20 protein-coding genes and 1 riboswitch are annotated in these 24,225 nt (G+C 58.7%); of the genes, 14 read left to right on the top strand and 6 right to left on the bottom strand.

Annotated features, from left to right (window positions below; all coding sequences use genetic code 11):
- Positions 1-60: 60 nt before the first annotated feature.
- The 5 genes from ugpB (at position 61) to E2L05_RS05095 (ending at position 5,175) form a co-directional block, all read left to right on the top strand.
- Complete coding sequence (gene ugpB, locus E2L05_RS05115; RefSeq protein WP_133341822.1) at positions 61-1,374, top strand: sn-glycerol-3-phosphate ABC transporter substrate-binding protein UgpB; 1,314 nt, start codon at positions 61-63, stop codon at positions 1,372-1,374.
- A gap of 62 nt (positions 1,375-1,436) precedes the next feature.
- Positions 1,437-2,318 carry a sn-glycerol-3-phosphate ABC transporter permease UgpA gene (gene ugpA, locus E2L05_RS05110; protein WP_133341821.1) on the top strand — a complete coding sequence of 294 codons (882 nt, stop codon included), beginning with the start codon at positions 1,437-1,439 and terminating at the stop codon, positions 2,316-2,318.
- A gap of 20 nt (positions 2,319-2,338) precedes the next feature.
- Complete coding sequence (ugpE, locus tag E2L05_RS05105) at positions 2,339-3,175, top strand: sn-glycerol-3-phosphate ABC transporter permease UgpE (protein WP_133341876.1); 837 nt, start codon at positions 2,339-2,341, stop codon at positions 3,173-3,175.
- Positions 3,176-3,178: 3 nt separating this feature from the next.
- The gene (locus tag E2L05_RS05100) at positions 3,179-4,231 is read left to right on the top strand and encodes an ABC transporter ATP-binding protein (RefSeq protein WP_133341820.1); all 1,053 of its coding nucleotides are present in this window, start codon (positions 3,179-3,181) and stop codon (positions 4,229-4,231) included.
- Positions 4,228-5,175, top strand: coding sequence for a glycerophosphodiester phosphodiesterase family protein (locus E2L05_RS05095; protein ID WP_133341819.1), 948 nt, complete (start codon positions 4,228-4,230; stop codon positions 5,173-5,175). The genes E2L05_RS05100 and E2L05_RS05095 overlap by 4 nt, the downstream gene beginning before the upstream one ends.
- A 34-nt stretch (positions 5,176-5,209) precedes the next feature.
- On the opposite strand, the gene E2L05_RS05090 is transcribed toward E2L05_RS05095, so the two are convergent.
- The 4 genes from E2L05_RS05090 to E2L05_RS05075 all read right to left on the bottom strand — a co-directional run bounded on the left by E2L05_RS05090 (position 5,210) and on the right by E2L05_RS05075 (position 9,589).
- Positions 5,210-5,689 carry a 6,7-dimethyl-8-ribityllumazine synthase gene (locus E2L05_RS05090; RefSeq protein WP_133341818.1) on the bottom strand — a complete coding sequence of 160 codons (480 nt, stop codon included), beginning with the start codon at positions 5,687-5,689 and terminating at the stop codon, positions 5,210-5,212.
- A gap of 74 nt (positions 5,690-5,763) precedes the next feature.
- Positions 5,764-5,896: riboswitch (FMN riboswitch) on the bottom strand.
- 64 nt (positions 5,897-5,960) lie between these two features.
- The gene (locus E2L05_RS05085; RefSeq protein WP_133341817.1) at positions 5,961-6,389 is read right to left on the bottom strand and encodes a GlcG/HbpS family heme-binding protein; all 429 of its coding nucleotides are present in this window, start codon (positions 6,387-6,389) and stop codon (positions 5,961-5,963) included.
- A gap of 55 nt (positions 6,390-6,444) precedes the next feature.
- Positions 6,445-8,619 (bottom strand): malate synthase G, encoded by a 2,175-nt coding sequence (locus tag E2L05_RS05080; RefSeq protein ID WP_133341816.1) that lies wholly within the window; start codon positions 8,617-8,619, stop codon positions 6,445-6,447.
- Between the two features lie 97 nt (positions 8,620-8,716).
- Positions 8,717-9,589 carry a MurR/RpiR family transcriptional regulator gene (locus E2L05_RS05075; protein ID WP_243721874.1) on the bottom strand — a complete coding sequence of 291 codons (873 nt, stop codon included), beginning with the start codon at positions 9,587-9,589 and terminating at the stop codon, positions 8,717-8,719.
- Positions 9,590-9,695: 106 nt separating this feature from the next.
- Here E2L05_RS05075 and E2L05_RS05070 point away from each other — a divergent pair, with 106 nt between their 5' ends.
- The 8 genes from E2L05_RS05070 to E2L05_RS05035 all read left to right on the top strand — a co-directional run bounded on the left by E2L05_RS05070 (position 9,696) and on the right by E2L05_RS05035 (position 18,855).
- A complete protein-coding gene (locus E2L05_RS05070; RefSeq protein ID WP_133341815.1) occupies positions 9,696-10,478 on the top strand; it encodes an N-formylglutamate amidohydrolase in 783 nt (260 codons plus the stop codon).
- On the top strand, positions 10,475-10,984 hold the full coding sequence (locus tag E2L05_RS05065) for a TRAP transporter small permease subunit (RefSeq protein WP_133341814.1): 510 nt from the start codon (positions 10,475-10,477) through the stop codon (positions 10,982-10,984). The genes E2L05_RS05070 and E2L05_RS05065 overlap by 4 nt, the downstream gene beginning before the upstream one ends.
- Positions 10,984-12,309: a TRAP transporter large permease gene (locus E2L05_RS05060; RefSeq protein WP_133341813.1), complete on the top strand. Its 1,326-nt coding sequence runs from the start codon at positions 10,984-10,986 to the stop codon at positions 12,307-12,309. The genes E2L05_RS05065 and E2L05_RS05060 overlap by 1 nt, the downstream gene beginning before the upstream one ends.
- Positions 12,310-12,377: 68 nt before the next feature.
- Positions 12,378-13,415 carry a TRAP transporter substrate-binding protein gene (locus E2L05_RS05055; RefSeq protein ID WP_133341812.1) on the top strand — a complete coding sequence of 346 codons (1,038 nt, stop codon included), beginning with the start codon at positions 12,378-12,380 and terminating at the stop codon, positions 13,413-13,415.
- 90 nt (positions 13,416-13,505) lie between these two features.
- On the top strand, positions 13,506-14,870 hold the full coding sequence (locus E2L05_RS05050) for a glutamine synthetase family protein (protein ID WP_133341811.1): 1,365 nt from the start codon (positions 13,506-13,508) through the stop codon (positions 14,868-14,870).
- 44 nt (positions 14,871-14,914) lie between these two features.
- Entirely contained in the window at positions 14,915-16,288 is a 1,374-nt protein-coding gene (locus tag E2L05_RS05045; RefSeq protein ID WP_133341810.1) for an aldehyde dehydrogenase family protein, read from the top strand.
- A 3-nt stretch (positions 16,289-16,291) separates the two neighbouring features.
- The gene (locus tag E2L05_RS05040; RefSeq protein ID WP_133341809.1) at positions 16,292-17,437 is read left to right on the top strand and encodes an iron-containing alcohol dehydrogenase; all 1,146 of its coding nucleotides are present in this window, start codon (positions 16,292-16,294) and stop codon (positions 17,435-17,437) included.
- A 95-nt stretch (positions 17,438-17,532) separates the two neighbouring features.
- A complete protein-coding gene (locus E2L05_RS05035; RefSeq protein WP_133341808.1) occupies positions 17,533-18,855 on the top strand; it encodes a cytochrome-c peroxidase in 1,323 nt (440 codons plus the stop codon).
- Here the strand turns inward: E2L05_RS05035 and E2L05_RS05030 are convergent.
- Both E2L05_RS05030 and E2L05_RS05025 read right to left on the bottom strand, forming a co-directional pair.
- The gene (locus E2L05_RS05030) at positions 18,852-20,477 is read right to left on the bottom strand and encodes a CRTAC1 family protein (RefSeq protein ID WP_133341807.1); all 1,626 of its coding nucleotides are present in this window, start codon (positions 20,475-20,477) and stop codon (positions 18,852-18,854) included. The two genes, E2L05_RS05035 and E2L05_RS05030, sit on opposite strands and share 4 nt — an antisense overlap.
- Positions 20,478-20,518: 41 nt before the next feature.
- A complete protein-coding gene (locus tag E2L05_RS05025) occupies positions 20,519-20,980 on the bottom strand; it encodes an Lrp/AsnC family transcriptional regulator (RefSeq protein WP_133341806.1) in 462 nt (153 codons plus the stop codon).
- A 130-nt stretch (positions 20,981-21,110) separates the two neighbouring features.
- On the opposite strand from E2L05_RS05025, the gene putA reads away from it, so the two are divergent.
- Positions 21,111-24,225 (top strand): bifunctional proline dehydrogenase/L-glutamate gamma-semialdehyde dehydrogenase PutA (putA, locus tag E2L05_RS05020; protein WP_133341805.1); only part of this gene is annotated, 3,115 nt, incomplete at its 3' end.

Here is a 24,225-nt window from a genome sequence, read left to right as displayed (position 1 = left end):
GCACGGTTAACGGGCTTGTCTGGGGAAACCTCAATTCGTTGCCTCTTTGGGAGGGAAATCATGAAGAAATCAACGCTCGGCGCGCTTGTCGCCGGAACCGCTGTGTTGTTGCCGATGGCTGCAATGGCGCAAACCGAAATCCAGTTCTGGCATGCTTTTACGGGCCGCCTTGGTGATCTCGTTGCAGAGCAGGTCGACACCTTCAACGCAGGCCAGTCCGACTACACTGTCGTAGCCAGCCACAAAGGCAACTATTCCGAAACGCTGAACGCCGGCATCGCGGCCTTCCGCGCAGGAGAACAGCCTCATGTGTTGATGGTGTTCGAAGTGGGCACCGCGACCATGATGGCGGCCCAAGGCGCTATCAAACCCGTTTATGAAGTCATGGAAGCGTCGGGTGCAGCATTCGATCCCGATGCATACATCGGGGCAGTGAAAGGCTACTACACCAGCACCGATGGCCAGATGCTGTCTTTGCCGTTCAACTCGTCCACGCCCGTGCTTTGGGTGAACCGTGACGCGCTTGAGGCCGCTGGCATCGACCCCAACACAGACCTTAGCACGTGGGAACAGGTCGGCACGGTTCTTGATACACTCAAGGACTCCGGCAGCGACTGCCCGCTCACGACCGCTTGGCAAAGCTGGATCCATCTGGAAAATCTCTCGGCATATCATAACGTACCTTTCGCAACGCAGGATAACGGCTTTGCCGGGACTGATACGGAATTGGCATTCAACAGCCCGCTTCAAGTCGCGCACATCGGTGCGATGGGTGAATGGGCGCAGGAAGGCAAATTCATCTATGCGGGCCGCCGAAATGAAGATGGTGCAAACTTCCGTGCCGGTGAATGTGCGCTCTTCACCGAAAGTTCTGCCGGATACGCAGGCATCAAATCCGAAGCCGAGTTTGAATTTGACGTGCGCCCGCTGCCATACTGGGCGGCTGCGGAAGGGGCACCGCAGAACACGATCATTGGCGGCGCGTCGCTTTGGGTGATGGAAGGCAAAGACGCCGGTGACTATGAAGGTGTCGCAGAGTTCCTGTCGTTCCTGTCTTCGACGCCGATTCAAGCAAAGTGGCATCAGGATACCGGGTATCTTCCGATTACGACCGCCGCAGGCGATGCCACACGCGAAGCCGGTTTCTATGACGAAAACCCTGGAACCGACGTGGCCGTCATTCAGATGACGGCGAATGAGCCAACCGCGAATTCCAAAGGTCTTCGCCTTGGGTCGTTCGACCAGATCCGCGGGATCATCGACGAGGAACTGGAAGCTGTTTGGTCTGGCGACAAAGACGCCCAAACCGCATTAGACAGCGCCGTGGAGCGCGGCAACCAGTTGCTGCGCCGCTTTGAGCAAGCCAGCCGCTGATCACTTAAGGCGACCGCCGGGCGAGCCTTGAGTTTCGCCCGGCACCAAATTCCGGGGCACAGATGGAAAAACGCGTCACATTCAAAGGCTGGCTGCTGCCGTTTCTGCTGATCGCGCCGCAGATCATCATTTCCGGCGTATTCTTTTTCTATCCGGCGGGGCAGGCGATCTGGCAATCACTGTTCATTCCGGACCCGTTCGGGCTTTCCATGCGCTACGTCGGGCTGGGGAATTTTGAATACCTCCTCTCGGACCCCTACTATCGCCAATCCTTTGTCACCACGGCCTTGTTTTCAACGCTTGTGACGTTGGTCTCTATGGTGCCGGCTTTGTTTCTGGCCGTGTTGGCCGACCGGCTTTTGCGGGGCGCGGGCGCCTACCGGACACTTCTGATATGGCCCTATGCTGTCGCGCCAGCCGTTGCCGGCGTTCTGTGGCTTTTCATGTTCAACACACGCGTTGGTGTCATTTCTTGGTATCTGGGAAAACTCGGATATGACTGGAACCACGTGCTGAACGGCGGCGAGGCGATGGGACTTGTGGTTGTCGCGTCAAGCTGGGGGCGGATCAGCTATAACTTTCTGTTCTTCTTCGCGGCTTTACAGGCTGTCCCCCGATCAGTCATCGAAGCCGCCGCAATAGACGGCGCGCGGTTCTGGCGGCGGTTCTTCACAATCGTTCTGCCATTGCTGTCGCCAACCACCTTTTTCCTTTTGGTCGTGAACATCGTCTATGCCTTCTTTGAGACGTTCGGAGTAATCCACACCATCACCAGCGGCGGACCGCAACAATCCACCACCATCTTGGTCTACAAGGTCTTTTCTGACGGGTTTGTCGGGCAGGATTTGGGATCGTCTGCGGCACAATCCGTGATCTTGTTGGTTGTGGTCGGCCTTTTGACAGTGGTGCAGTTCAAGGTCATTGAAAAAAGGGTGCATTACTGATGGCGCGTGAACGCACAGGTATGGTCGAGCGGCGCGGTGCTGGGCTGTGGTTAACGCATTTGGGCATGATCGCAGGCGTTCTTGTGATCTTTTTCCCGATCTGGCTCGCCTTCGTCGCCTCAACGGTGACGCAATCTGAAATCGTGCGCCCACCCATGCCGCTTTGGCCCGGGGATGAGTTTTTAGCAAATTATAGCAAGGCACTATTGTCCGGAGTTAATGTTCCGGTCGCGACGATGCTGGTGAATTCCTTTGTGATGGCCATGGGCATCGCTATCGGGAAGATCGTGATCTCGCTGCTGTCTGCGTTCGCCATCGTCTATTTTCGGTTCCCGGGCCGAAACGTGTTCTTCTGGCTTATTTTTCTCACACTCATGCTGCCAGTCGAAGTGCGCATCGTGCCCACCTACGAAGTGATCGCGGGGTTCGGGATGCTGAACAGCTATTCCGGCTTGATTTTCCCGTTGATCGCATCGGCCACAGCCACGTTCCTGTTCCGGCAGTTCTTTTTGACGGTGCCGGACGAATTGGCAGAAGCCGCGCGCGTTGACGGGGCGCGACCGATGCGGTTTTTCATCGACATCCTTTTGCCTATGAGCCGGACCAACATTGCAGCATTGTTCGTGATCCTGTTCATTTATGGATGGAACCAGTACCTCTGGCCGCTGCTCATCACCACAGATCCTGAAATGAACACCATCGTGATGGGCATCAAACAGATGTTCCCATCAGGCGATGACGTGGCCGACTGGCCGGTTATCATGGCGACCTCCATTCTGGCGATGATCCCGCCGGTCATCGTTGTGGTCTCCATGCAAAAACTGTTCGTCCGCGGCCTTGTAGACAGCGAGAAATAAGACATGGCGACTGTACAACTGGCCGATATCCGCAAGCGGTTTGGGAAGACCGATGTGATCCATGGGGTGAGCATTGACATAGAAGATGGCGAGTTTGTGGTGATCGTTGGCCCGTCAGGCTGCGGAAAATCCACGCTGCTGCGCATGGTGGCGGGACTTGAAACCATTTCAAGTGGCGAAGTGCGGATCGGTGGCACTGTCGTAAACGACCGCGAGCCGATGGACCGCGACATCGCCATGGTGTTCCAAAACTACGCGCTTTATCCACATATGAGCGTCGCGCAGAATATGGGGTATGGGCTGAAAATCGCGGGGCTGCCCAAGGCGGAAATCGCAAGAAAGGTTCACGAAGCAGCGTCGCTGTTGCAACTCACCGATTACCTTGATCGGCGGCCAAAGGCATTGTCGGGCGGCCAGCGACAGCGTGTTGCCATGGGGCGCGCCATCGTGCGTGAACCGGCCGTGTTTCTGTTCGACGAACCGCTTAGTAACCTTGATGCGAAATTGCGGGTGCAAATGCGGCTGGAAATCAAGGAACTTCAGGCGCGCATGGGTGTCACAGCACTTTATGTGACCCATGATCAAGTCGAAGCGATGACCATGGCCGACCGGATGATTGTGATGAATGGCGGCATTGCAGAGCAGATCGGCAGCCCGCTTGACGTTTATGAAACGCCGCGCACCCTGTTCGCTGCGCAGTTCATCGGCAGCCCGTCCATGAATATCGTTGATGCCGATGCCCGCGAAGGTCGGCTGCATCTGGGCAATATTATCTTGGATGGGGTGGGGCCTGCGCAGGGTGCGGTCAAGTTGGGCCTGCGTCCTGAGCATGTGGTGCCTGACCCTGCAGGACCGATAGAAATGCAGGTGCAACTGGCAGAGCCCCTGGGCGCAAACACCCTGCTTCACGGCACACTGACCGCGACCGGCGATGCGTTTACCGCTAATCTGCCCGGCGTTCGCCACGTGGCACAGGGGGGGGAAGTTCTGAACCTGTCCATTCCACCCGCAGCCATGCACCTTTTTGACGCTGCAACGGGTGAGCGTTTGTCATGAGCTTCGCAAGGTTCGAACATCTGCGCCGACGAACTGATCGCGTGTTAATCTATGGCCATCGCGGCGCGCGCGGGGTCTTCCCGGAAAATACGTTGCAGGGGTTTGACTATCTTTCCCAAATTGGAATTGACGCTGTCGAGATCGATGTCTTGACAGCAAGAGACGGCGTGCCGGTGGTAACGCACAACCCCTACTTATTGCCGGAAACAACGCGGGATGCGGATGGGAACTGGCTTACCGAGCCATCGTCGCGCGTTTGCGACATGGACACGGCCGAGTTGGCAAGCTTCGATATTGGCGCCATCCGTCCGGGCACGCGGTATCACACGCGCTTTTCTGAACAGGCCCGGCTAAATGGTGTCTCAGTGCCAAGTCTTGATGCCTTCTGTGAGTGGGCAAAGGCAAGTCCTAATTTTATTTTAGATATTGAAATCAAATCGTTCGCATCCGAACCTCATCTTACTTTGCCGCCAAAGGAACTTGCCACAGCGGTTTTGCAAACTGTACAGCGGCATGGGTTGATGGATCGTGCGATTTGGCAGTCTTTTGACTGGCGCGTGCTACATGCCATGCGCGAGATCGAGCCCGATGTGCCACTAGGATATCTAAGTCAGATACTACAACCCGAAAGGGATAGTGACGGGAATATCTATGAGGGCAGCCCGTGGACGGATGGTATTGTGCCTGGCAATTACGATGCCGGTTTGCCGGACGCGATCATCGCCGATGGCGGTGACTTTTGGTGCCCCCATTATAAAGACCTGACCGCCACTTCAATGGCGCGGGCGAAGTCCTTGAATTTGCCGGTAAACGTCTGGACAGTGAACGACCCATCAGACATCGCGCACATGGCCCTGATGGGCGTGGACGGGATCATCACCGACTTTCCCGCCCGTGCGCAAAATGTGCTGACCAATCTGGATATCGGTTGGCGATTGGCGTGATGCGCAGGCATTAGAATACCTTTGCACATTAGCCTTATTGTGCTGGAACACTGCGCAATTCGGAGGATGCCAACGCGCCATAGGCGCCCGACGTGACCGCCAAGGCGGCATCCGCGGCTTCTGCGCCTTTTTTGACGAAATGCGCGCTGAAAAAATCAATGTGGTCTTCGGTCGGCTGAAAATGATGCGGCGTCAGAGACACCGACAATACCGGCACGCCCGTTTTCAACTGGACGTCCATCAATCCTGTAACAACAGCCTGTGCCACGAAATCATGCCGGTAAATTCCGCCATCCACGACAAGCGCAGCAGCGACGATCACGTCAAATTCGCCCGATTGCGCAAGGCGCTGTGCAAGCAAAGGCATTTCAAACGCGCCGGGGACATCAAAGGCTGTCACCTTGGCCGGGCTATCAACTTCGGCTAGCCGCTGGAGGAACCCCTCATGGGCCCGGTCCACGATATCAGCATGCCAACGCGCCTTGATAAAGGCGATCTTCGGGGATTTTGTCATCGCTCTGTTCCTTTCACCACGTGACAGAATCCCAGAGCGAAGCAGACACAAGGCGCGGGAACTCCAGCACCTTACGCCATTCTCTTCCATCCGGACTTTAACCGTCGGCCCCGGAATTTCACCGGATCTGCTGACCCTTTCCAAACAGAAAGGCGCTCGCGGGCTATAACCGCCGGTGGGGAATTTCACCCCGCCCTGAGAATGCCCCGGACATAGGAAATATCTTGGACGGTCTCAATGGCTTTTTGCGAGTGTTCGGTGGAACGGTGCGTCAGATTTCGGCCGTCAGACCCGCCGCCTCAATCCCTGCAGTAGCGGCGGCGGCGTCGTTGTCAGACGTGTCGCCGGTCACCCCAACGGCACCGATCACCTCGCCTGTGCTGCCGCGCACCAGAACACCGCCCGGCACCGGCACCAGCTGCCCGCCGAATGCCGCGTTGGCGCATGTGATGAAATAGGCTTGCGCTTCGGCGCGCTGCATTTGTGCGGTGCCGCCGATCCCGAGCATAACTGCGCCGTACGCTTTGCCCTGCGCGATCGCAAACCGACCCGGGCTCGCGCCATCTTCACGCTCAAACGCCAGCGGGTGACCACCTGCATCCAAAACGATCACGGAAAGTGGTTTGAGATCAAGTTCGCGGGCTTTGACGAGCGCTTGCGTGACGATTTGGCGTGCGGCAGCATGGTTGATCTTGGTCATATGTGTTCCCTCCCTTGGGGTGGGACCGCGCTTGGGCGCGATCCCGGTAGCTGTATCAGCCCTGTGCCTTGCGTTCGATGCGGCGCGCATGAAGAACGGGCTCTGTGTAACCAGACGGTTGCTTGGCACCAAGGAACACCAGATCACAAGCGGCTTTAAAGGCGATGCCATCAAAGCCGGGGGCCATGGGCGTATAGGCTGCGTCGCCCGCATTCTGACGGTCCACGACTTCGGCCATTTTGCGCATGATTTCCATTGTCTCGGTTTCGCTGACCACGCCGTGATGCAGCCAGTTCGCGATGTGCTGCGCAGAAATGCGGCACGTCGCGCGGTCTTCCATCAAGCCGACGTCATTAATATCGGGAACCTTGGAACAGCCAACACCTTGATCGATCCAGCGCACCACATAACCAAGTATGCCTTGCGCGTTGTTTTCGACCTCACGGCGGATTTGATCGGCACTCCATTTCTGGAAACTTGCGATCGGGATCCCCAAAAGCGCATCCACATATGCGCGGCGCCCGCCTTTTTTCAGACCATCCTGAACGGCGAAAACGTCAACCCTGTGGTAGTGCAGGGCATGCAATGTCGCCGCCGTGGGGCTTGGCACCCAAGCGCAATTTGCGCCTGCCTTGGGATGTTCGATCTTGGCTTCGAGCATCGCTGCCATCTTGTCGGGCATGGCCCACATGCCTTTGCCGATCTGCGCTTTGCCGGACAAGCCGCATTCCAGCCCGATATCGACGTTCTGGTTTTCGTACGCGGTGATCCATCCCTTGCGCTTGATGAAATCCTTGCGCGAGAAGGGGCCTGCTTCCATCGAGGTGTGAATTTCATCGCCGGTGCGGTCCAGGAAACCAGTGTTGATGAAGCACACGCGGTGCAATGCGGCGCGGATGCACTCCTTCAGGTTGACGGATGTGCGCCGTTCTTCATCCATGATGCCAAGCTTGACAGTGTTCTGCGGCAGGCCCAGCGTCTTTTCCACATGGGTGAAGATATCGTTGGCAAAGGCCACTTCGTCGGGGCCGTGCATTTTGGGCTTCACCACATAGACCGACCCAGCGACGGAATTGCGCGTGCCGCCTGTCTTGGACAGATCGTGCATTGCAATCAACGCGGTCGTCATCGCGTCCATCAGCCCTTCGAAAATCTCGTTTCCATCGCGATCAAGGATCGCGGGGTTGGTCATCAAGTGGCCCACATTGCGCACCAGCATGAGGGCGCGGCCTTTCAAGGACATCTCGGAGCCATCGGGTGCCGTGAACACCGGATCAGGGTTCAAGGCGCGCGTGATGGTCTTGTCACCCTTGGCGACATTCTCTGTCAGATCGCCTTTCATCAGGCCAAGCCAGTTGGAATAGGCCAGCACCTTGTCTTCGGCGTCGACACAGGCAACGCTGTCTTCGCAATCCATGATCGCGGAAATCGCGCTTTCCAAACGCACATCGGCCAGCCCGCACTGATCACGGCTGCCGATCATATGCGTACGGTCAAACACCAGTTCTGCATGCAGCCCGTTATTGCACAAAAGAACGGCTTCCGGTGCGCGGGGATGACCACGATATCCGACAAACTTCGATGGATCGACCAAGGGCATGTCATCCACCAACAGCGCGCCGTCCTGGATGTGGTATCTGCGTGCATCGGCGTGACTTGCACCCTGAACTGGGAATGCATCGTCAAGGAAGACCCGCACCCGCGCAACAACCCGTGCACCGCGACCGCGATCATACCCGCCTTTTGATGGCGCGCTGCCCATCGCATCCGTGCCGTATAATCCGTCATAAAGGCTGCCCCAACGAGCATTGGCCGCGTTCAGAGCGTACCGCGCATTGGTGATCGGAACCACCAATTGCGGGCCGGGGACGGTCGCAATTTCTGGGTCGACATTGGCGGTTTCGATGCTGAAATCGTCGCCCTCTGTGTGCAAGTACCCAATTTCATGAAGAAACGCTTTGTACGCCTCATGATCATGCGGCTTTTCACGGTGCTCAACGTGCCAGGCATCGATTTGACTTTGCAAAGAGTCCCGCGTTTTCAACAGCTCGGCGTTGCGCGGCCCAAAGTCATGCTGCAGTTCAGAAAGCCCGGCCCAAAATGCCTCGGGCGTGACACCCGTGCCTGGAAGGGCTTTGGTTTCGATGAAATCCGCAAGGACGCTGGCGACCTGAAGTTCTGCGCGCTCGACGCGGTCGGTCTGCGCCGTCGAAGAAGGCTGATCGGTCATACGTGTCTCTCCAGTTAATGTTACGCCGATAGGTATCTGGCCCGTTCGGGGTGTTCAAGTCGGCGCGGAAGGGTCCAAAAGATTGCCTTGAGGGGCATCAATTGAAGTCGCGAAACATGCGCGTTGCAGTGAACATTGATTCCAATTCTTCAATGCGCGTTCGGCTTTCATCGGCCAGTAAGGTCTGCACCTCGGCAATCAACGCTTCGATCAGAAGCATCACTGCTATGGTGCTGTCCCAACTTGATGGCGCTTCGACGTGGCTGTTGAAACATATATCCGCCAACTGCCCAATCGGAGAACCCCATTGATCCGTGAACAGAACGATCCGGCTCCCGCGCGCTTTGGCGAGCTTTGCCAGTTTCAGCAGATCGCTTTCATAGCGGCGAATGTCGAATAGAACGAGGACCGAGTTCGCATCCATATCCAGCAGGTACTGCGGCCAAACGCCGGACGAGCGGCCCAGATCCGTCACGCCCGGCCGAATGATCTGTAAGTGATTGAACAAATAATCTGCGTTCGACCGGGTGATACGGCCACCTTCGATAAAGATGGACCGGGCAGGGTCCGCCATCAGCGCTGCGGCCGTATCGAATTCGTCCTGATCGACGCGCGCCAGTGTTCCGTGCAGATTTCGAAAGACAGCGGCGGCAAACCGGTAGAGTTTATGGGCCTCTTGATCCTCGGCCGCAATTTCGTCGAGTTTCGACATTGGCTTTTTTATCTGGTCGGAAATCTCGCTGCGCAACGCTTCCTGCAAAGCTGAAAATCCATCCAGGCCCAATTTCCGCGCCATCCGTACAACAGTGGGCGTCGAGACCTGTGCAGCTTGCGCCAGTTCCGTGATCGATTGCAGGCCGGCGATGGGGTAATCTTCCATCAGAACGCTGGCAAGGTGGCGTTCTGAAAGCGTCAACTGTGCCATGTGACGCCGCATAAGCGCTTTGACCGTCTCGCCTGTCGTTGCCAATGGAAATGCCCTTTTCTTGATCTATCCGCCAAGCGTAGATTTGCTTTGTAATGGCGTCTACGAAAATTTCTTGACAGGATGAAAATTAATGTAGTGATGTTTACACATGTCAGATGCCAACGTGAAAAGTCTTGCCGAATTTGGCCCCGCGGTTGAGGTCACCAATCAACATGGTGGTGGACGGGTCGTTTTGGCGTGCGAGCATGCCAGCGCGTTTGTGCCGCCGTTTTTGAATGGTCTTGGTTTGGACAAAGAGGCAGCAGTGTCTCATGCAGCATGGGACATAGGTGCCCTGGACGTCGCCAAGGGTTTGGCCGAACGCCTTGATGCGCCCTTGGTGGCAGGGCGACTCTCTCGCCTTGTGTATGACTGCAATCGTCCCCCAGATGCCCCCGACGCCATTCCCGCACGCAGTGAAATTTTCGAAGTTCCTGGCAATCGCGACCTGAGCGATGCCGACCGACTGCTACGGGTGACGCACGTCTATCGCCCATTTCATGAAACGCTGGCCGCCGTTATCGCCGAACGACCGAAACCAACGGTTCTGGTTACAATGCACAGCTTCACACCTGTGTATAATGGCAAGTCCCGCGAGGTCGAATTGGGGTTGTTGCACGGCAAGGATGACAGGCTTGCCCGATCGATGCTGGTGCATACTGGCCAAACCGGATGGCTCTCTGCGCTCAACCAACCTTATGGCCCAAAGGACGGTGTTCTGCACACCTTGGACCGTCACGCAGAACCCGCCGGATTGTTGAATGTCATGATAGAGTTGCGCAACGATCTGCTTCTTACACCAGAAGACATTCAAGGCGCGATCGAACGAATTTCCGCAGTATTGAATGTGGCGCTGGACGATATTGGAATGTCACAAGAGGCCGACGCATGATCGGGCTTCTTCAGGGATATGTGCGGGTTGTTGACGGGGTTAATTACCGCATTGGCCGTGTCGTGATGTACGGCATCTTCGTGATTATGGGCATCCTGATGTGGTCATCCGTGTCCAAGACGTTTTTCACACCATCTTTGTGGACGCTCGAAATGGCGCAATTCGCCATGGTCGCGTATTACATGCTTGGCGGACCCTATTCGATCCAAATGGGATCGAACGTGCGGATGGATCTGCTCTATGGCGAATGGTCGGCACGCCGAAAGGCACAGGTGGACGCAATCACCGTTTTGTTCCTGATCTTCTATCTCGGCATTCTGCTGTGGGGCGGTATCGACAGCACGCTATACTCATTTAAATATGGCGGCGAGCGCAGCCCGACAGCGTGGCGCCCCTACATGTGGCCGATCAAATGCATCATGGTCTTCGCTTTGGTCCTGATGTTGCTTCAGGCGATTTCAGAATTGGCCAAGGACATCCTGCGCCTTAAGGGAGAGCAGGTCTGATGCCCTATGAACTGATTGCCGCGCTCATGTTCTCGACCATGATGCTGATGCTGTTGACCGGGCAGCGCGTGTTCGGTGCCATCGGTTTTGTCGCTGTGATTGCCGCACTGCTGCTTTGGGGCGACCGGGGCGGATATGACATCGGCTTTTCTGCGGCGATGAAGCTGATGAAATGGTATCCGCTTCTGACGCTGCCCATGTTCATCTTCATGGGCTATGTGCTGTCTGAATCCCGGATCGCCGAAGACCTCTACAAGATGTTCCATGTCTGGATGGGCGGGCTGCGCGGCGGGCTTGCCGTTGGCACCATCGGATTGATGGTGCTGGTTTCCGCGATGAACGGTTTGTCGGTTGCCGGCATGGCCATCGGGGCCACGATTGCCCTGCCTGAACTGCTGCGACGGGGCTATGACAAACGCATGGTGACGGGGGTCATTCAGGCAGGGTCCAGCCTTGGCATTCTGGTTCCGCCTTCGGTTGTTCTGGTCCTGTACGCCATGATCGCGCGCCAACCGGTTGGTCAGTTATGGCTGGCGGGGGTTGTGCCGGGGCTAATGATGGCCGCGCTTTTCATCGCCTATATCGTGATCCGCTGCCGAATTAACCCAGACCTGGGTCCGGTACTCGACCCGGCCGAGCGCGATGTCGGGCGTGCCGAAAAGATGCGCTTGCTGCGTGCCGGGATGCTGCCTTTGGTCATCTTCGCGACCATGATGGTGCCGTTTGTGAACGGATGGACGTCGCTTGTGGAAAGCTCGGCCATCGGGGCGATCGCGGCCTTCTTGGCGGCGGTCCTGAAGGGGCGGATGACGCGCAAAGTGTTTGAAACGACGGTACGCCAAACGCTGGCGATAACCTGCATGTTCATGTGGATCATCCTTGCTGCGCTGGCATTCGGGGCGGTGTTTGACGGGTTGGGTGCGGTGAAGGCCATTGAGACACTGTTCACGGAACGGCTGGGCCTCAACCCTTGGGTCATTTTGATCCTGATGCAGCTCAGTTTCATCCTGATGGGGACATTCCTTGATGACACTGCCATGCTTGTCATCGTTGCGCCGCTGTATGTGCCGCTTGTGGGGGCATTGGGCTTTGATTTGGTGTGGTACGGTATCCTGTACACAATCACCTGCCAGATCGCCTACATGACGCCTCCTTTCGGCTATAATCTGTTCTTGATGCGGGCAATGGCTCCGCCCGAGATTTCATTGCGTGATATCTATGGATCGATCACACCTTTTGTGTTGGTCATGGTTCTGGCGCTTGCGCTGGTGATGATCTTCCCCGGCGTGGCGCTTTGGCTCCCGAATGCCGTCTACGGAAACTAAACCAAGAACCCCGGAACACTGGGGCATGAGATACCTAAACCTGAAACCAATCCCGACAGGAGAAGACGATGACCACCAGAAGAAAGTTTCTGACAGCAGCCGGCGCAGGTGCGCTTGCTGCGCCGCTGGCCGCCCCGTCCATCGTGAAGGCGCAGGCCCCCATCAAATGGCGTTTCCAGACCTATGCGGGCGCCGCGCTTGGCGAGCATGTCACCAAGCCGATCATCGACTACATCAATGCCGCAGCAAACGGCGAGATGGAGATCGAGCTGTTCTATGCGGATCAGATCGTCCCAACGGGCGAATTGTTCCAGGCGCTTCAGCGCGGTACGATCGACGGCGTGCATTCGGACGACGACAGCATGGCGTCACCCACGCCCCTGCGCCAGTTCGGCGGGTATTTCCCGTTCGCGACCAAGCACATTCTCGATGTGCCAGTGCTGTTCAACCAGTATGGCCTCGCGGATATCTGGCGTGAAGAATACGCCAAGGTTGGCGTGCAATGGCTTTCTGCGGCTGGGCAAGACCCGTGTAACTTCAACACCAAAAAGGAAATCACGTCGCTCGACGATCTTGATGGCTTGAAGTTGTATACCTTCCCCACAGCCGGCCGGTTCTTGTCGAAATTTGGCGTTGTGTCTGTGAACATTCCCTATGAGGACGCAGAAGTCGCCGTCCAAACCGGCGAGCTGGACGGCATGGCGTGGTCGGGCATCACCGAAGACTACACCGTCGGCTGGGCCAACGTGACGGACTATTTCCTGACCAACAACATCTCGGGCGCGTGGATCGGGTCGTTCTTCGTCAACCAAGAGCGTTGGGCTGAACTGCCCGATCATCTCAAGCAGCTGGTCATGGCCGGCATAGAAGCAGGCCACACTTATCGCAACCAATGGTATTGGGGCGGCGAAGCGCGCCTGCGGGCCACGGGCGACAAACTGGCCCTGCGGTCCGTGCCGGCCGAAGAATGGGCCGTGGTCGAAGACGCCGCGAAAGAGTTCTGGGCGGAAATCGCGGAAGAGGGCGAAATCCAGACCAAGATCGTGAACATCTTCCGCGAATATAACTCGGTCATCAACCAAGCCGGTCCGCCGTACACGTTCTAAGGTTTGGCCCCACTTAAAACGGTCGGCTCCTGCAACGCCGGGGCCGACCATATCCGCATCACACCCGACCGCAAAATGCCAGGAATGACCATGCCAGCTGTGTTGAGCTTCGACGATCTGAAAATGTCTGTGGACGAGGGCCGCATCGACACTGTTCTAGTGTGTTTGACCGACATGCAGGGTCGGCTGATGGGCAAACGCTTTCATGCGCGGAATTTCGTGGACCATTCCTATAAGGAAACCCACTGCTGCAACTACCTGCTGGCAACCGACCTGGAAATGGCCACGCCTGATGGATACGCTTCGTCAAGCTGGGCGACGGGATATGGCGATTACACCATGCGCCCGGACCTGAGCACCCTGCGCCCCGTACCGTGGCTTGAAGGCACCGCCATGGTGATGTGCGATGTTCTGGACCATCACGGTCACGCCCCCGTTGCCCATGACCCGCGCGGGATGCTCAAAGCGCAAGTTGCCCGGGCCGAGGAAATGGGGCTCAGCTCCATCATGGCGACCGAGCTGGAGTTTTTCCTGTTTGAAAAGCCGCTCGAAGTGATGCGCGCCGAAGGCTATCGCGATCTGGCGACGCTGGGAAAATACAACGAAGACTATCATATCTTTCAGACCACCAAGGAAGAGGCGATCCTGCGTCCTGTGCGCAATCATCTGGTCGCCGCAGGCATCCCCGTCGAAGGTACCAAAGGCGAAGCAGAGGCCGGACAGGAAGAGCTGAACATCCGGTATGCAGATGCGCTGGCTTGCGCTGATCACCACACGATTGCCAAGCACGCGGTCAAGGAAATCGCTTGGGCAACGGGCCATTCGGCCAGCTTCTTGCCCAAACTCGCCCCTAACCGGGTCGGCAGTTCAAGCCACGTTCACCAATCGCTGTGGCGCGACGGCTCGCCTGCGTTCTTCGATGAAACGGCTGATCTGGGCATGTCGGCGCTGATGAAATCCTATATGGCCGGGTTGATCGCTTATGCGCCGGATTACACCTTCTTCCTCGCACCCTATGTGAACAGCTACAAGCGGTTCGCCAAAGGCACCTTCGCACCCACGCGCACGGCGTGGTCGGTGGACAATCGCACCGCCGCCTTCCGGCTTTGCGGTGACGGAACGCCGGGTGTTCGGGTCGAATGCCGCATCGGTGGATCCGACCTGAACCCCTATCTGGCACAGGCGGCGATGCTGGCCGCTGGACTGCAGGGCATAGAAGAGGGGCTAGAGCTTGCACCGCCCATGGACGGTGACATCTATGACAGTGACGACGCCACCGAAGTCCCCCGCAACCTGCGCGACGCGACCGAAACATTGCGTGGGTCCAAGATGCTGCGCGCCGCCTTCGGAGACGAGGTGATCGACCACTACACCCGCTGCGCCGAGTGGGAGCAGGAAGAATTTGACCGGGCGGTCACCGATTGGGAAATCGCTCGCGGCTTTGAAAAAGCCTGATACACAGACCCGCGCCAATTGGCGCGCCATTTAAAGGAAACCCCGTGAGAACGCTCGACTGCATCTCGCCCATTGACGGCTCGGTTCTTGCCAGCCGTCCTGTTCTTTCCCTTGAGGCTGCGCAAGACGCGGCCGCCCGCGCCAAAGCCGCGCAGGCCGGTTGGGCTGCACGCCCGCTTGAAGAACGCATTGCTCTGGTCCGCAAAGCCGTTGACATTGTCGGCACCCAAACCGATCGCATGACGACTGAATTGGCCCACCAGATGGGCCGCCCTGTTCGCTATGGCGGCGAATTTGGCGGTTTTGCTGAACGTGCCCGGTATATGGCTGACATCGCACAAACCGCTTTGGCCCCTGTTGTGATCGAAGACAGCGATGCGTTCACCCGCAAGATCCTGCGCGAGCCGCAGGGGGTCGTGCTGATTGTGGCGCCCTGGAACTATCCGTATATGACAGCCGTCAACACGCTGGCACCGGCGCTGATCGCGGGCAACACCGTGTTGCTAAAGCATGCGACCCAAACGATCCTTGTGGGGGAACATCTGGCCGAAGCATTCCACGCGGCGGGCATCCCCGAAGACGTGTTTCAGAACGTTGTGCTGGACCATGACACCACAAGCACGCTGATCGCGGGCCGGGCGTTTGATTTCGTCAACTTCACCGGCTCTGTCGGAGGAGGACGCGCCATGGAACGCGCGGCTGCGGGCACGTTTACCGCTGTCAGCACCGAACTGGGCGGCAAAGATCCGGGTTATGTGCGCGCCGATGCAGATCTGGATGCCGCGGTGGATGGGCTCATGGACGGGGCGCTTTTTAACTCCGGGCAGTGCTGCTGCGGGATCGAACGGATTTACGTGCATGAAAGCCTGTACGATGCGTTCGTCGAAAAGGCGGTTGCGGTGGCACGCGGCATGACACTTGGCAATCCGCTTGAGGCGGAAACCACACTCGGACCCATGGCGAATGTGCGTTTTGCAACGGAAGTGCGCAGACAAATCGCCGATGCCGTGGCCGCTGGAGCGACCGCTCATGTGGCCCCAATGGCAGCCGATGACGGCGGCGCGTACCTGACGCCGCAGGTTCTGACCGGCGTGACCCACGACATGACGGTGATGCGCGAGGAAAGCTTTGGCCCCGTTGTGGGCATCATGCCTGTCAGCGGCGATGACGAAGCTATTGAGTTGATGAACGACTGCCAGTTTGGCCTGACCGCCGCGATTTATACGCGCGACGCCGATGCGGCGGATGCCATTGGCGCCCGGTTGCGCACCGGGACAGTGTTCATGAACCGGTGCGACTATCTTGACCCGGCCTTGTGCTGGACCGGCTGCAAAGACACGGGGCGCGGCGCGGGCTTGTCCATGTTGGGCTTTCAAGCCCTGACGCGACCAAAATCCTATCACCTTAAGAAGGCGTAACCGATGAAACTGGTTGGCAACTGGTCCTATCCCACCACTATGCGCTTCGGCGCTGGTCGCATTTCCGAATTGCCCGACGCGTGCCGCGCGGCAGGCATGAGCAAGCCGCTTCTGGTCACTGATCGCGGGCTTGCGAGCCTGCCGATTACGGCGGCGACGCTGGATTTGCTGGACGCTGCTGGCATGGGGCGCGCGATCTTTTCCGAAGTCGACGCGAACCCATCGGGCCGCAACGTCGAAGACGGTCTTCGCGTCATGCGTGAAGGCGGGTTTGACGGCGTCGTTGCGTTTGGCGGCGGCTCGGGCCTTGATCTTGGCAAGACGCTGGCCTTCATGGCTGGACAGACGCGCCCTTTGTGGGACTTTGAAGATGTTGGCGATTGGTGGACCCGCGCAGACCCCGATGGGATCGCCCCTATCGTGGCCGTGCCGACAACGGCAGGCACAGGGTCAGAAGTGGGGCGCGCCGGCGTCATCACCAACGAAGAGGTGGGCGAGAAAAAGATCATCTTTCACCCCAAGATGCTGCCAGCGCAGGTCATCTGTGACCCTGAACTGACAGTTGGAATGCCCCCCGCGATCACGGCGGGAACTGGCCTTGATGCGTTTGCTCATTGCGTGGAAGCATATAGCTCGCCCCATTATCATCCCATGAGCCAAGGCATCGCATTGGAAGGCATGCGGCTGGTCAAAGACTACTTGCTGCGGGCCTATGCCGATGGAACCGACCTTGAGGCGCGGGCACAGATGATGTCTGCCGCAGCCATGGGGGCCACAGCCTTCCAAAAAGGTCTGGGCGCGATCCATGCGTTAAGCCACCCCATCGGCGCGGTGCACCACACCCACCACGGCACCACCAACGCGGTTTGCATGCCCGCCGTTTTGCAACTGAACCGGCCAGCCATTTCCGACCGCTTTGATATGGCGGCCGCCTATCTTGGCATTGCAGGCGGCTTTGACGGGTTCTGCCAGTTCGTGGACGATTTCAACGCCCAGTTGGGCATTCCCAAGACCCTCACGGAATTGGGTGTAAAAGACCCGGATATCGGCGCGCTGACCGAAGCTGCGCTGCGCGATCCAAGTGTCGGGGGAAACCCGATAGAGATGACCAAGGAAAACACGACCGCGCTTTTCGAAGCGTTGCTGTGATCTTGTAAAGGGTCCGCATGATGACTGGAAGGGGGCGCATCAGCGCCCCTTTTTGTGGGCTGGCGGTCGGCGCATAGTTGGCCCATGATCTGCTCATGAAACGTGTTCTTGCTTCGCTCTTGTTTTTTGCCGCGCCCGTGACCGGCCTTGCCGACACTCTGCCGCGTGCGCTGACAGATGATGACTTCATTCCCGTGTCCGAGGCGGAAGCACGACTGGGATGGCTGTTATTCTATGACCCGATCCTGTCTGGTAATCGGAATATATCATGCGCCAGTTGCCACCATCCGCGCTTTGCGACGTCGGATGGCGTGTCGCTGACATTGGGCGAGGGCGGTATAGGGCTGGGTCCGGACCGTTACGCTGATCCCGACAACATCCCTGAACGGCGATTGCCGCGGAATGCGACGGCGTTGTTCAATCTTGGCGCCCGCGATCTACCTGCCTTGTTCCATGACGGGCGGATCGAACTGGACCCGACCCGCAAGGCCGGTTTTCGCACCCCTTTGGAAGATGACATGGCGACCGGGTTTTCCGGTATTGTGTCGGCGCAAACGATGTTCCCGGTGCTGAGCCAAGATGAAATGGCCGGTCACTATAGCGAAAATGATATATCACAGGCTGTTCGCCAAGGGCGGATCACGGGCAAGGGCGGCGCATGGGACATCATTGCCCGGCGCGTTTCCGGGATCCCGGATTATGCTGACGACTTTCTAAGCGTGTATCCCGATCTGACGTCGCCCGAGCAGATTCATTTCACCGACATTTCCAACGCGATCGCGGCCTTCATGGCTTTTGAGTGGCGCAGTGATGACAGCGCTTTTGACCGCCATTTGCGCGGCGAAGCGGTGCTGACCGGGTCGGCAGCGGCGGGGATGGAATTGTTCTTTGGCGATGCAGGCTGCGGGACGTGTCACAGCGGTCCGTTCCTGACAGATCATTCGTTTCATGCCATGGGGGTGCCACAGATCGGCCCCGGCAAAGTGGGCCGGTTCGAACGGCACAGCCGCGACGAAGGCAGGTTTCGGGTGACGGCTGATCCGGCTGATCTTTTTGCGTTCCGCACGCCGCCTTTGCGCAATGTTGCCCGCACCGGCCCTTGGGGGCACGACGGGGCGTATTCGGATTTGTCGGTTTTTCTGGCCGCTCATGTTGACCCGCAACGCGGTTCAGATGGCTATGACCGCGCCCAGGCTATTCTGCCCAGTCTGGATGGCCCCGATGACTTTGCCGTGCTCGATGAACCTGTGGAAATGGCGGCCGTACGGTCGGCGGCAGTGGATTATCGGGCGGAGGTGTCTGCGCAAGACAGGCGCGATATTCTGGCCTTTCTCGAAAGCCTGACCGATGACGCCGCGATTGCGGGAAGGCTTGGTGTTCCGGATAGGGTGCCAAGTGGCCTAGAGGTTGAACGTTAGCGCGCAATCAAGCTGCTGCCGTCACGCCATAATGTCACTGCCCGATCCGTATTGACCTGTGCCCAGTCAGAAATTGACCCGTCTGGCCATGTGATGCGGATTTCCACTTGATCAGCGGGGCCTAGCCCGAAATGGAGCGGCCCGGCCTGACCCCCGGCATGACCACCCCCGACTGTCATTTCTTGCGCTGTCACCGTGCCATCGGGCAAGCGAGCCTCAACCCAAGCGCCCACAGCATGGGTGTTTGTGCCAGTCTGGCGTGGGGTGATGGCGATCCAGTGCCCGACATCCACGGTTTCGTTCTGCCACAGCTCCAGCGGCGCGCGCCGGTTGACCACCACGATATCGAGCCTGCCATCGCCGTCCAGATCCGACAGCGCGGCCCCGCGCGCACGGTCCGTTGTGGCAACACCTGCCGTGATAGACGTTTCGACAAATGTGCCATCGATGCGGCCCATGAGCAGGTTGTTGGGGTCGCGCATGGCGTTATCAGGCATCTGATCCACGTTGCCCTTTGCGATGAACAAATCGGCCAGGCCGTCATTGTCCACATCCCCGAATTGCGCGTGCCAGCCCGTTGATGGGCGGCCATCATCGCCCAGATGCGGGCGCGTGGCGTGGCTTCCGGTGCCCCAAGGCGCGTCAATATATCCGGCTGTCTCTGTCGCGTACTGCAACAGTTGATCGCCCATTGATGTCAACATCACGTCAGGGCGCCCGTCGCCGTTCAGATCGCGGCTGGCAATGCCCATGCCCCAAATGGAAATCGGACGCCATCCATCATCCGGGCCCAACAGGCGCAAGGGGGCCATCTTCCACATCTGCTCAGATCCGGCGCGCACATAATAGTGCCGGTCATTGGATAAACGCAGATCCGCACGGCCGCTGCGGGACCAGTCCGAAAACAGGGCGGAAAGCGCGCAGTAGCCGGGGCTGAGTGCGATGGCAGGGCCATAGCCCGCCCCATCCGGGCGAAGCAGGGTGTTGTCGTCGCACGCTTCGAACGGGCCGTCTGGATCGTCTCTGTCCACATAGTTGCCGATAGCAAGGGTGGGAAAGGCGTGGCCCGGCTCCCATGTGGCCGAAAAGGCGGTGGACCATGCGTCGCCCGGGTCAATTCCCCACGCGGCCGTGGCATCGGTGAAACCGCACATGCCATCACCGCGCAGCGCCAAGTTCGCCCCTGCGCGCAGAACGAACAGATCCATCGCGCCGTCGCTGTCGATGTCCAGCGGGTAGGCCCCGGTGATGCCTGTCATCCCGTCAAGCGGGGGAATGTCCAGTGCTTCGAAACGAAGCGCGCCGCCGGTTTGGGTAATGTTTCGATACGCGGTCGAAGGATGTTCACCGCCAGCCGCCAGCAAATCAGGTCGTGCGTCCCCGTCGCAATCAAACACCGCAACGCCGCCGCCAACGAAATGCTCCCAGCCGCCGCCATACACATGTGGTTGCCCCGGTAACGTCTGGGCACGGTCTGCAAAACGCGGCCCCGGTCCCGAGGCTGGCTCTGCCGTTGTCTGCAAAGGGCGCGTGACCGGACCGGTCGCGCGGTAGCTGTCCTCAAGGGCGAGGGCAGGGAGTGAAAACAGGGCGGCAGCACACAGGGCAAAAGACAATCGCATGTCGGCACCATGGCCATGATTGCCGTTCCCGCGCAACCCGGTCAGAGCGTTTGGTCCTTCACCGCCTGCATTGAGACATGCGTTGAGGTGCTGCCCACATGCGGAAGCTGCGAAACACGTTCACCCAGAATGGTACGGTAGGCCATGATATCGGATGTCCGAACCTTCAGCAGGTAGTCGAACGCCCCCGCGATCATGTGGCACTGCTCGATCTCTGGAATGGCGCACACTGCCGAATTGAAGGCCCGCAAGGCGGGCTCGGTCGTGTCGGTCAACTTGACCTCGACAAAGGCGATATGCGTGCGGCCCAATCGCGCCTGATCAAGGACTGCACTGAACCCCTGAACATAGCCTTCCGCAATCAACCTTTGCATGCGAACCTGAGTCGGAGATTTAGACAAGCCGATGCGCCGCGCCAATTCTGTGACTGAAACGCGCCCGTCGCGTGTCAACTCGTCAAGAATACGGCGGTCGTATGGGTCAAGTGTATCGTCATTCGACATATCAAAGTCCAATTGGACCGCTTTTGGCCCTTAAATCAATGCAAATAGGCTCTCGATTGAGTATCTTCGGTCAGACAGCCTTTGGCAAGCAGGTGTAGAGACAGCGAAACCCTGCAACAGGAGTTGCGCCATGACAAAGCTTCAGACCATCCGCGAAACCATGCGCGGCCAAACCCTTGCCGCAGATGCAGACGTGATCGCGACACTGCGCGGATCAAGCCGCATCGACGATGCAATGCGCGCAGCAACCCATGTGCGGGCCACATCGCTGGTCAAAGGCATTCGCGACGACAGCCGTCCCGGCCTGATGGAAGTGTTTTTGGCGGAATACGGTCTGTCAACAGAAGAAGGCGTCGCCTTGATGTGCCTGGCCGAGGCGCTTTTGCGGGTGCCCGATGACGAGACCATTGATGCTTTGATCGAAGACAAGATCGCGCCCAGCGAATGGGGCGCGCATTTGGGGCATTCGTCTTCCTCTCTGGTGAACGCGGCCACGTGGGGGCTTATGCTGACCGGCAAGGTGCTGAAGGACGGCACCGGTATTGCGCAAACCCTTCGCGGGGCAGTGCGCCGATTGGGCGAGCCGGTCATCCGCACCGCCGTAGGCCGGGCCATGCGCGAGATGGGGGCGCAATTCGTTCTGGGTGAGACCATCGAAAAGGCGGTCGCGCGCGGCAAAGACATGCAGAAAAAGGGCTACACCTATTCCTATGACATGCTGGGCGAGGCGGCTTTGACCGCCCATGACGCGCAGCATTTCTATGACGCCTATGAGGCCGCCATCGCCAAGCTGGCGACCGAGTGCAAATCCACAGACACACGGCGCAACCCCGGCATTTCAATCAAGCTCTCGGCGCCACACCCGCGATACGAAGAAACCCAGCGCGCCCGCGTAATGGACGAACTTGTCCCGCGTACTGTGGCGTTGGCCAAGATGGCGCGCGATGCGGGGATGGGGTTGAACATCGATGCGGAAGAAGCGGACCGCCTTGATCTGTCACTTGATGTGATCGAAGCGGTTTTGAGCGACGAAAGCCTAGCCGGATGGGACGGGTTCGGAGTTGTCGTGCAAGCCTATGGAAAGCGCGCCAGTCTCGTCATCGACTGGCTTCATGCCCTGGCCGAACGGCTAGACCGCAAGATCATGGTCCGCCTTGTGAAGGGAGCCTATTGGGATACGGAAATCAAGCGCGCTCAGGTCGAAGGGTTGACCGGCTTTCCGGTGTTCCAGCGCAAGGAAGCGACAGACGTGCATTACATGCTTTGCGCCGAAAAGCTGCTGGGCATGACCGACCGCGTCTATCCGCAGTTTGCCACACATAATGCGCATACTGTCGCCGCCGTTCTGGAACTTGCTGGCGATGACCGCGACAGCTTTGAATTTCAGCGTTTGCACGGGATGGGCGCAGCCCTGCACGATCTGGTGATCAAGAACGCCAAAGCCCGGTGCCGGATCTATGCTCCCGTGGGCGCGCATCGCGATCTGCTGGCCTATCTTGTGCGCCGCTTGTTGGAAAATGGCGCAAACTCCAGTTTTGTGAACCAGATCGTCGATGACAACGTGCCGCCGGAAACAGTTGCGGCGGACCCGTTCACAGCCTTTGACCGGGGCGGTGAAAATCGTGCTGTAACACATCCGTCTGACCTGTACGGAGCCGAGCGTCGCAATGCGCGCGGCTGGAACCTGCGCGATGTTGTCGATCTGGCCGAAATTGAAGAGGCACGCGCGCCCTTTGCCATGTCGACTTGGACGGCGGGACCGATTTTGGCTGGCGACCCTGTCGGGGGGGGCGAGACGCTTGAGGTGCGCAATCCGGCACGCCACAGCGACCTGGTAGGCCACTGCACCTTGTCCAGCGCAGCAGATGTCGAGCAGGCATTGGCGACGGCAGAGGTCTGGAAGGCCCCGGCCGGCGACCGCGCCGCCGCGTTGACCCAAGCCGCGCAGCTCATGGAAGATCGCTTTGGCGAGTTCTTTTCGGTACTGTGCCGCGAGGCGGGGAAAACCCAGTTGGACGCCATCGGCGAGTTGCGTGAAGCGGTGGATTTTCTGCGGTATTACGCGGCTCGGGGGCGCGAGTTGGATGCCCCTGCGCGCGGTGTGCTGACCTGTATTTCGCCATGGAACTTCCCGTTGGCCATTTTCACTGGCCAGATTGCGGCCTGTCTTGCTGCGGGGAATGGCGTGCTTGCCAAGCCTGCCGAACCCACTGCGTTGACCGCCGCACTTGCCGTGACCTGCTTGCATGATGCCGGCGTGCCGCGCAGCGCGCTACAGCTGCTGCCAGGGGACGGAAAAACCGTCGGGGCAGCACTGACCGGCGATGCACGCGTGGCGGGCGTCTGCTTTACCGGCTCCACCGCGACCGCCCAAATGATCAACCGGTCGATGGCCGAGGTGATGGCGCCGACGGCACCACTCGTGGCGGAAACCGGCGGTCTGAATGCGATGATCGTGGACAGCACCGCATTGCCAGAACAGGCCGTGCGCGACATCGTGGCCAGCGCGTTTCAATCAGCTGGGCAGCGGTGTTCCGCCCTGCGCTGTCTTTATGTTCAGGAAGACGTGGCAGAAACGGTTCTGAAGATGCTCTACGGCGCGATTGATGAACTGCGCCTCGGCGATCCGTGGGATGTGACCACCGATTTGGGGCCTGTCATCACCGCGCAAGCACAGCGCGACATCACCGCCTATATCGAAGCCGCGCGCCGCGACGGGCGCGTGCTCAAGCAATTGAGCGCCCCCACTGAGGGAACATTTGTTGCGCCGACCGTGATCAAGGTCGCAGGACTTCAAGACATGGACCGGGAGATTTTTGGCCCCGTCCTGCATGTTGCGACCTACAAGGCGCGCGATCTGCAAAAGGTCCTCGCGGCGATCAACGCATCGGGCTTTGGCCTGACCTTTGGCATCCATTCACGGATCGATGACCGGGTGGCCGAAATCACCGAAGCGCTTCAGGTCGGCAACATTTATGTGAACCGCAACCAGATCGGGGCCATCGTGGGCAGCCAACCGTTTGGAGGCGAAGGCATGTCCGGCACGGGGCCAAAAGCCGGCGGACCGAACTATGTTGCGCGATTCACCAAGCCAGCAACGCGGCGACTGGACCCGGCCTTTGGCACAAATGCCGATGTGGCCGCTGTTCAAAGCGCCATCACAGCCGCTGATGGGGCACAGCCCGGCGCCCTCAGCAGCGTGTCGTTGCCGGGGCCGACCGGCGAAAGCAACCGCTTCTCTGTTC

This window comes from Meridianimarinicoccus aquatilis (assembly GCF_004358675.1).
Classification (GTDB): domain Bacteria; phylum Pseudomonadota; class Alphaproteobacteria; order Rhodobacterales; family Rhodobacteraceae; genus Meridianimarinicoccus; species Meridianimarinicoccus aquatilis.
The sequence above is the reverse complement of the archived record's forward strand: the minus strand, read 5'-3'. Positions and strand labels throughout refer to the sequence as shown.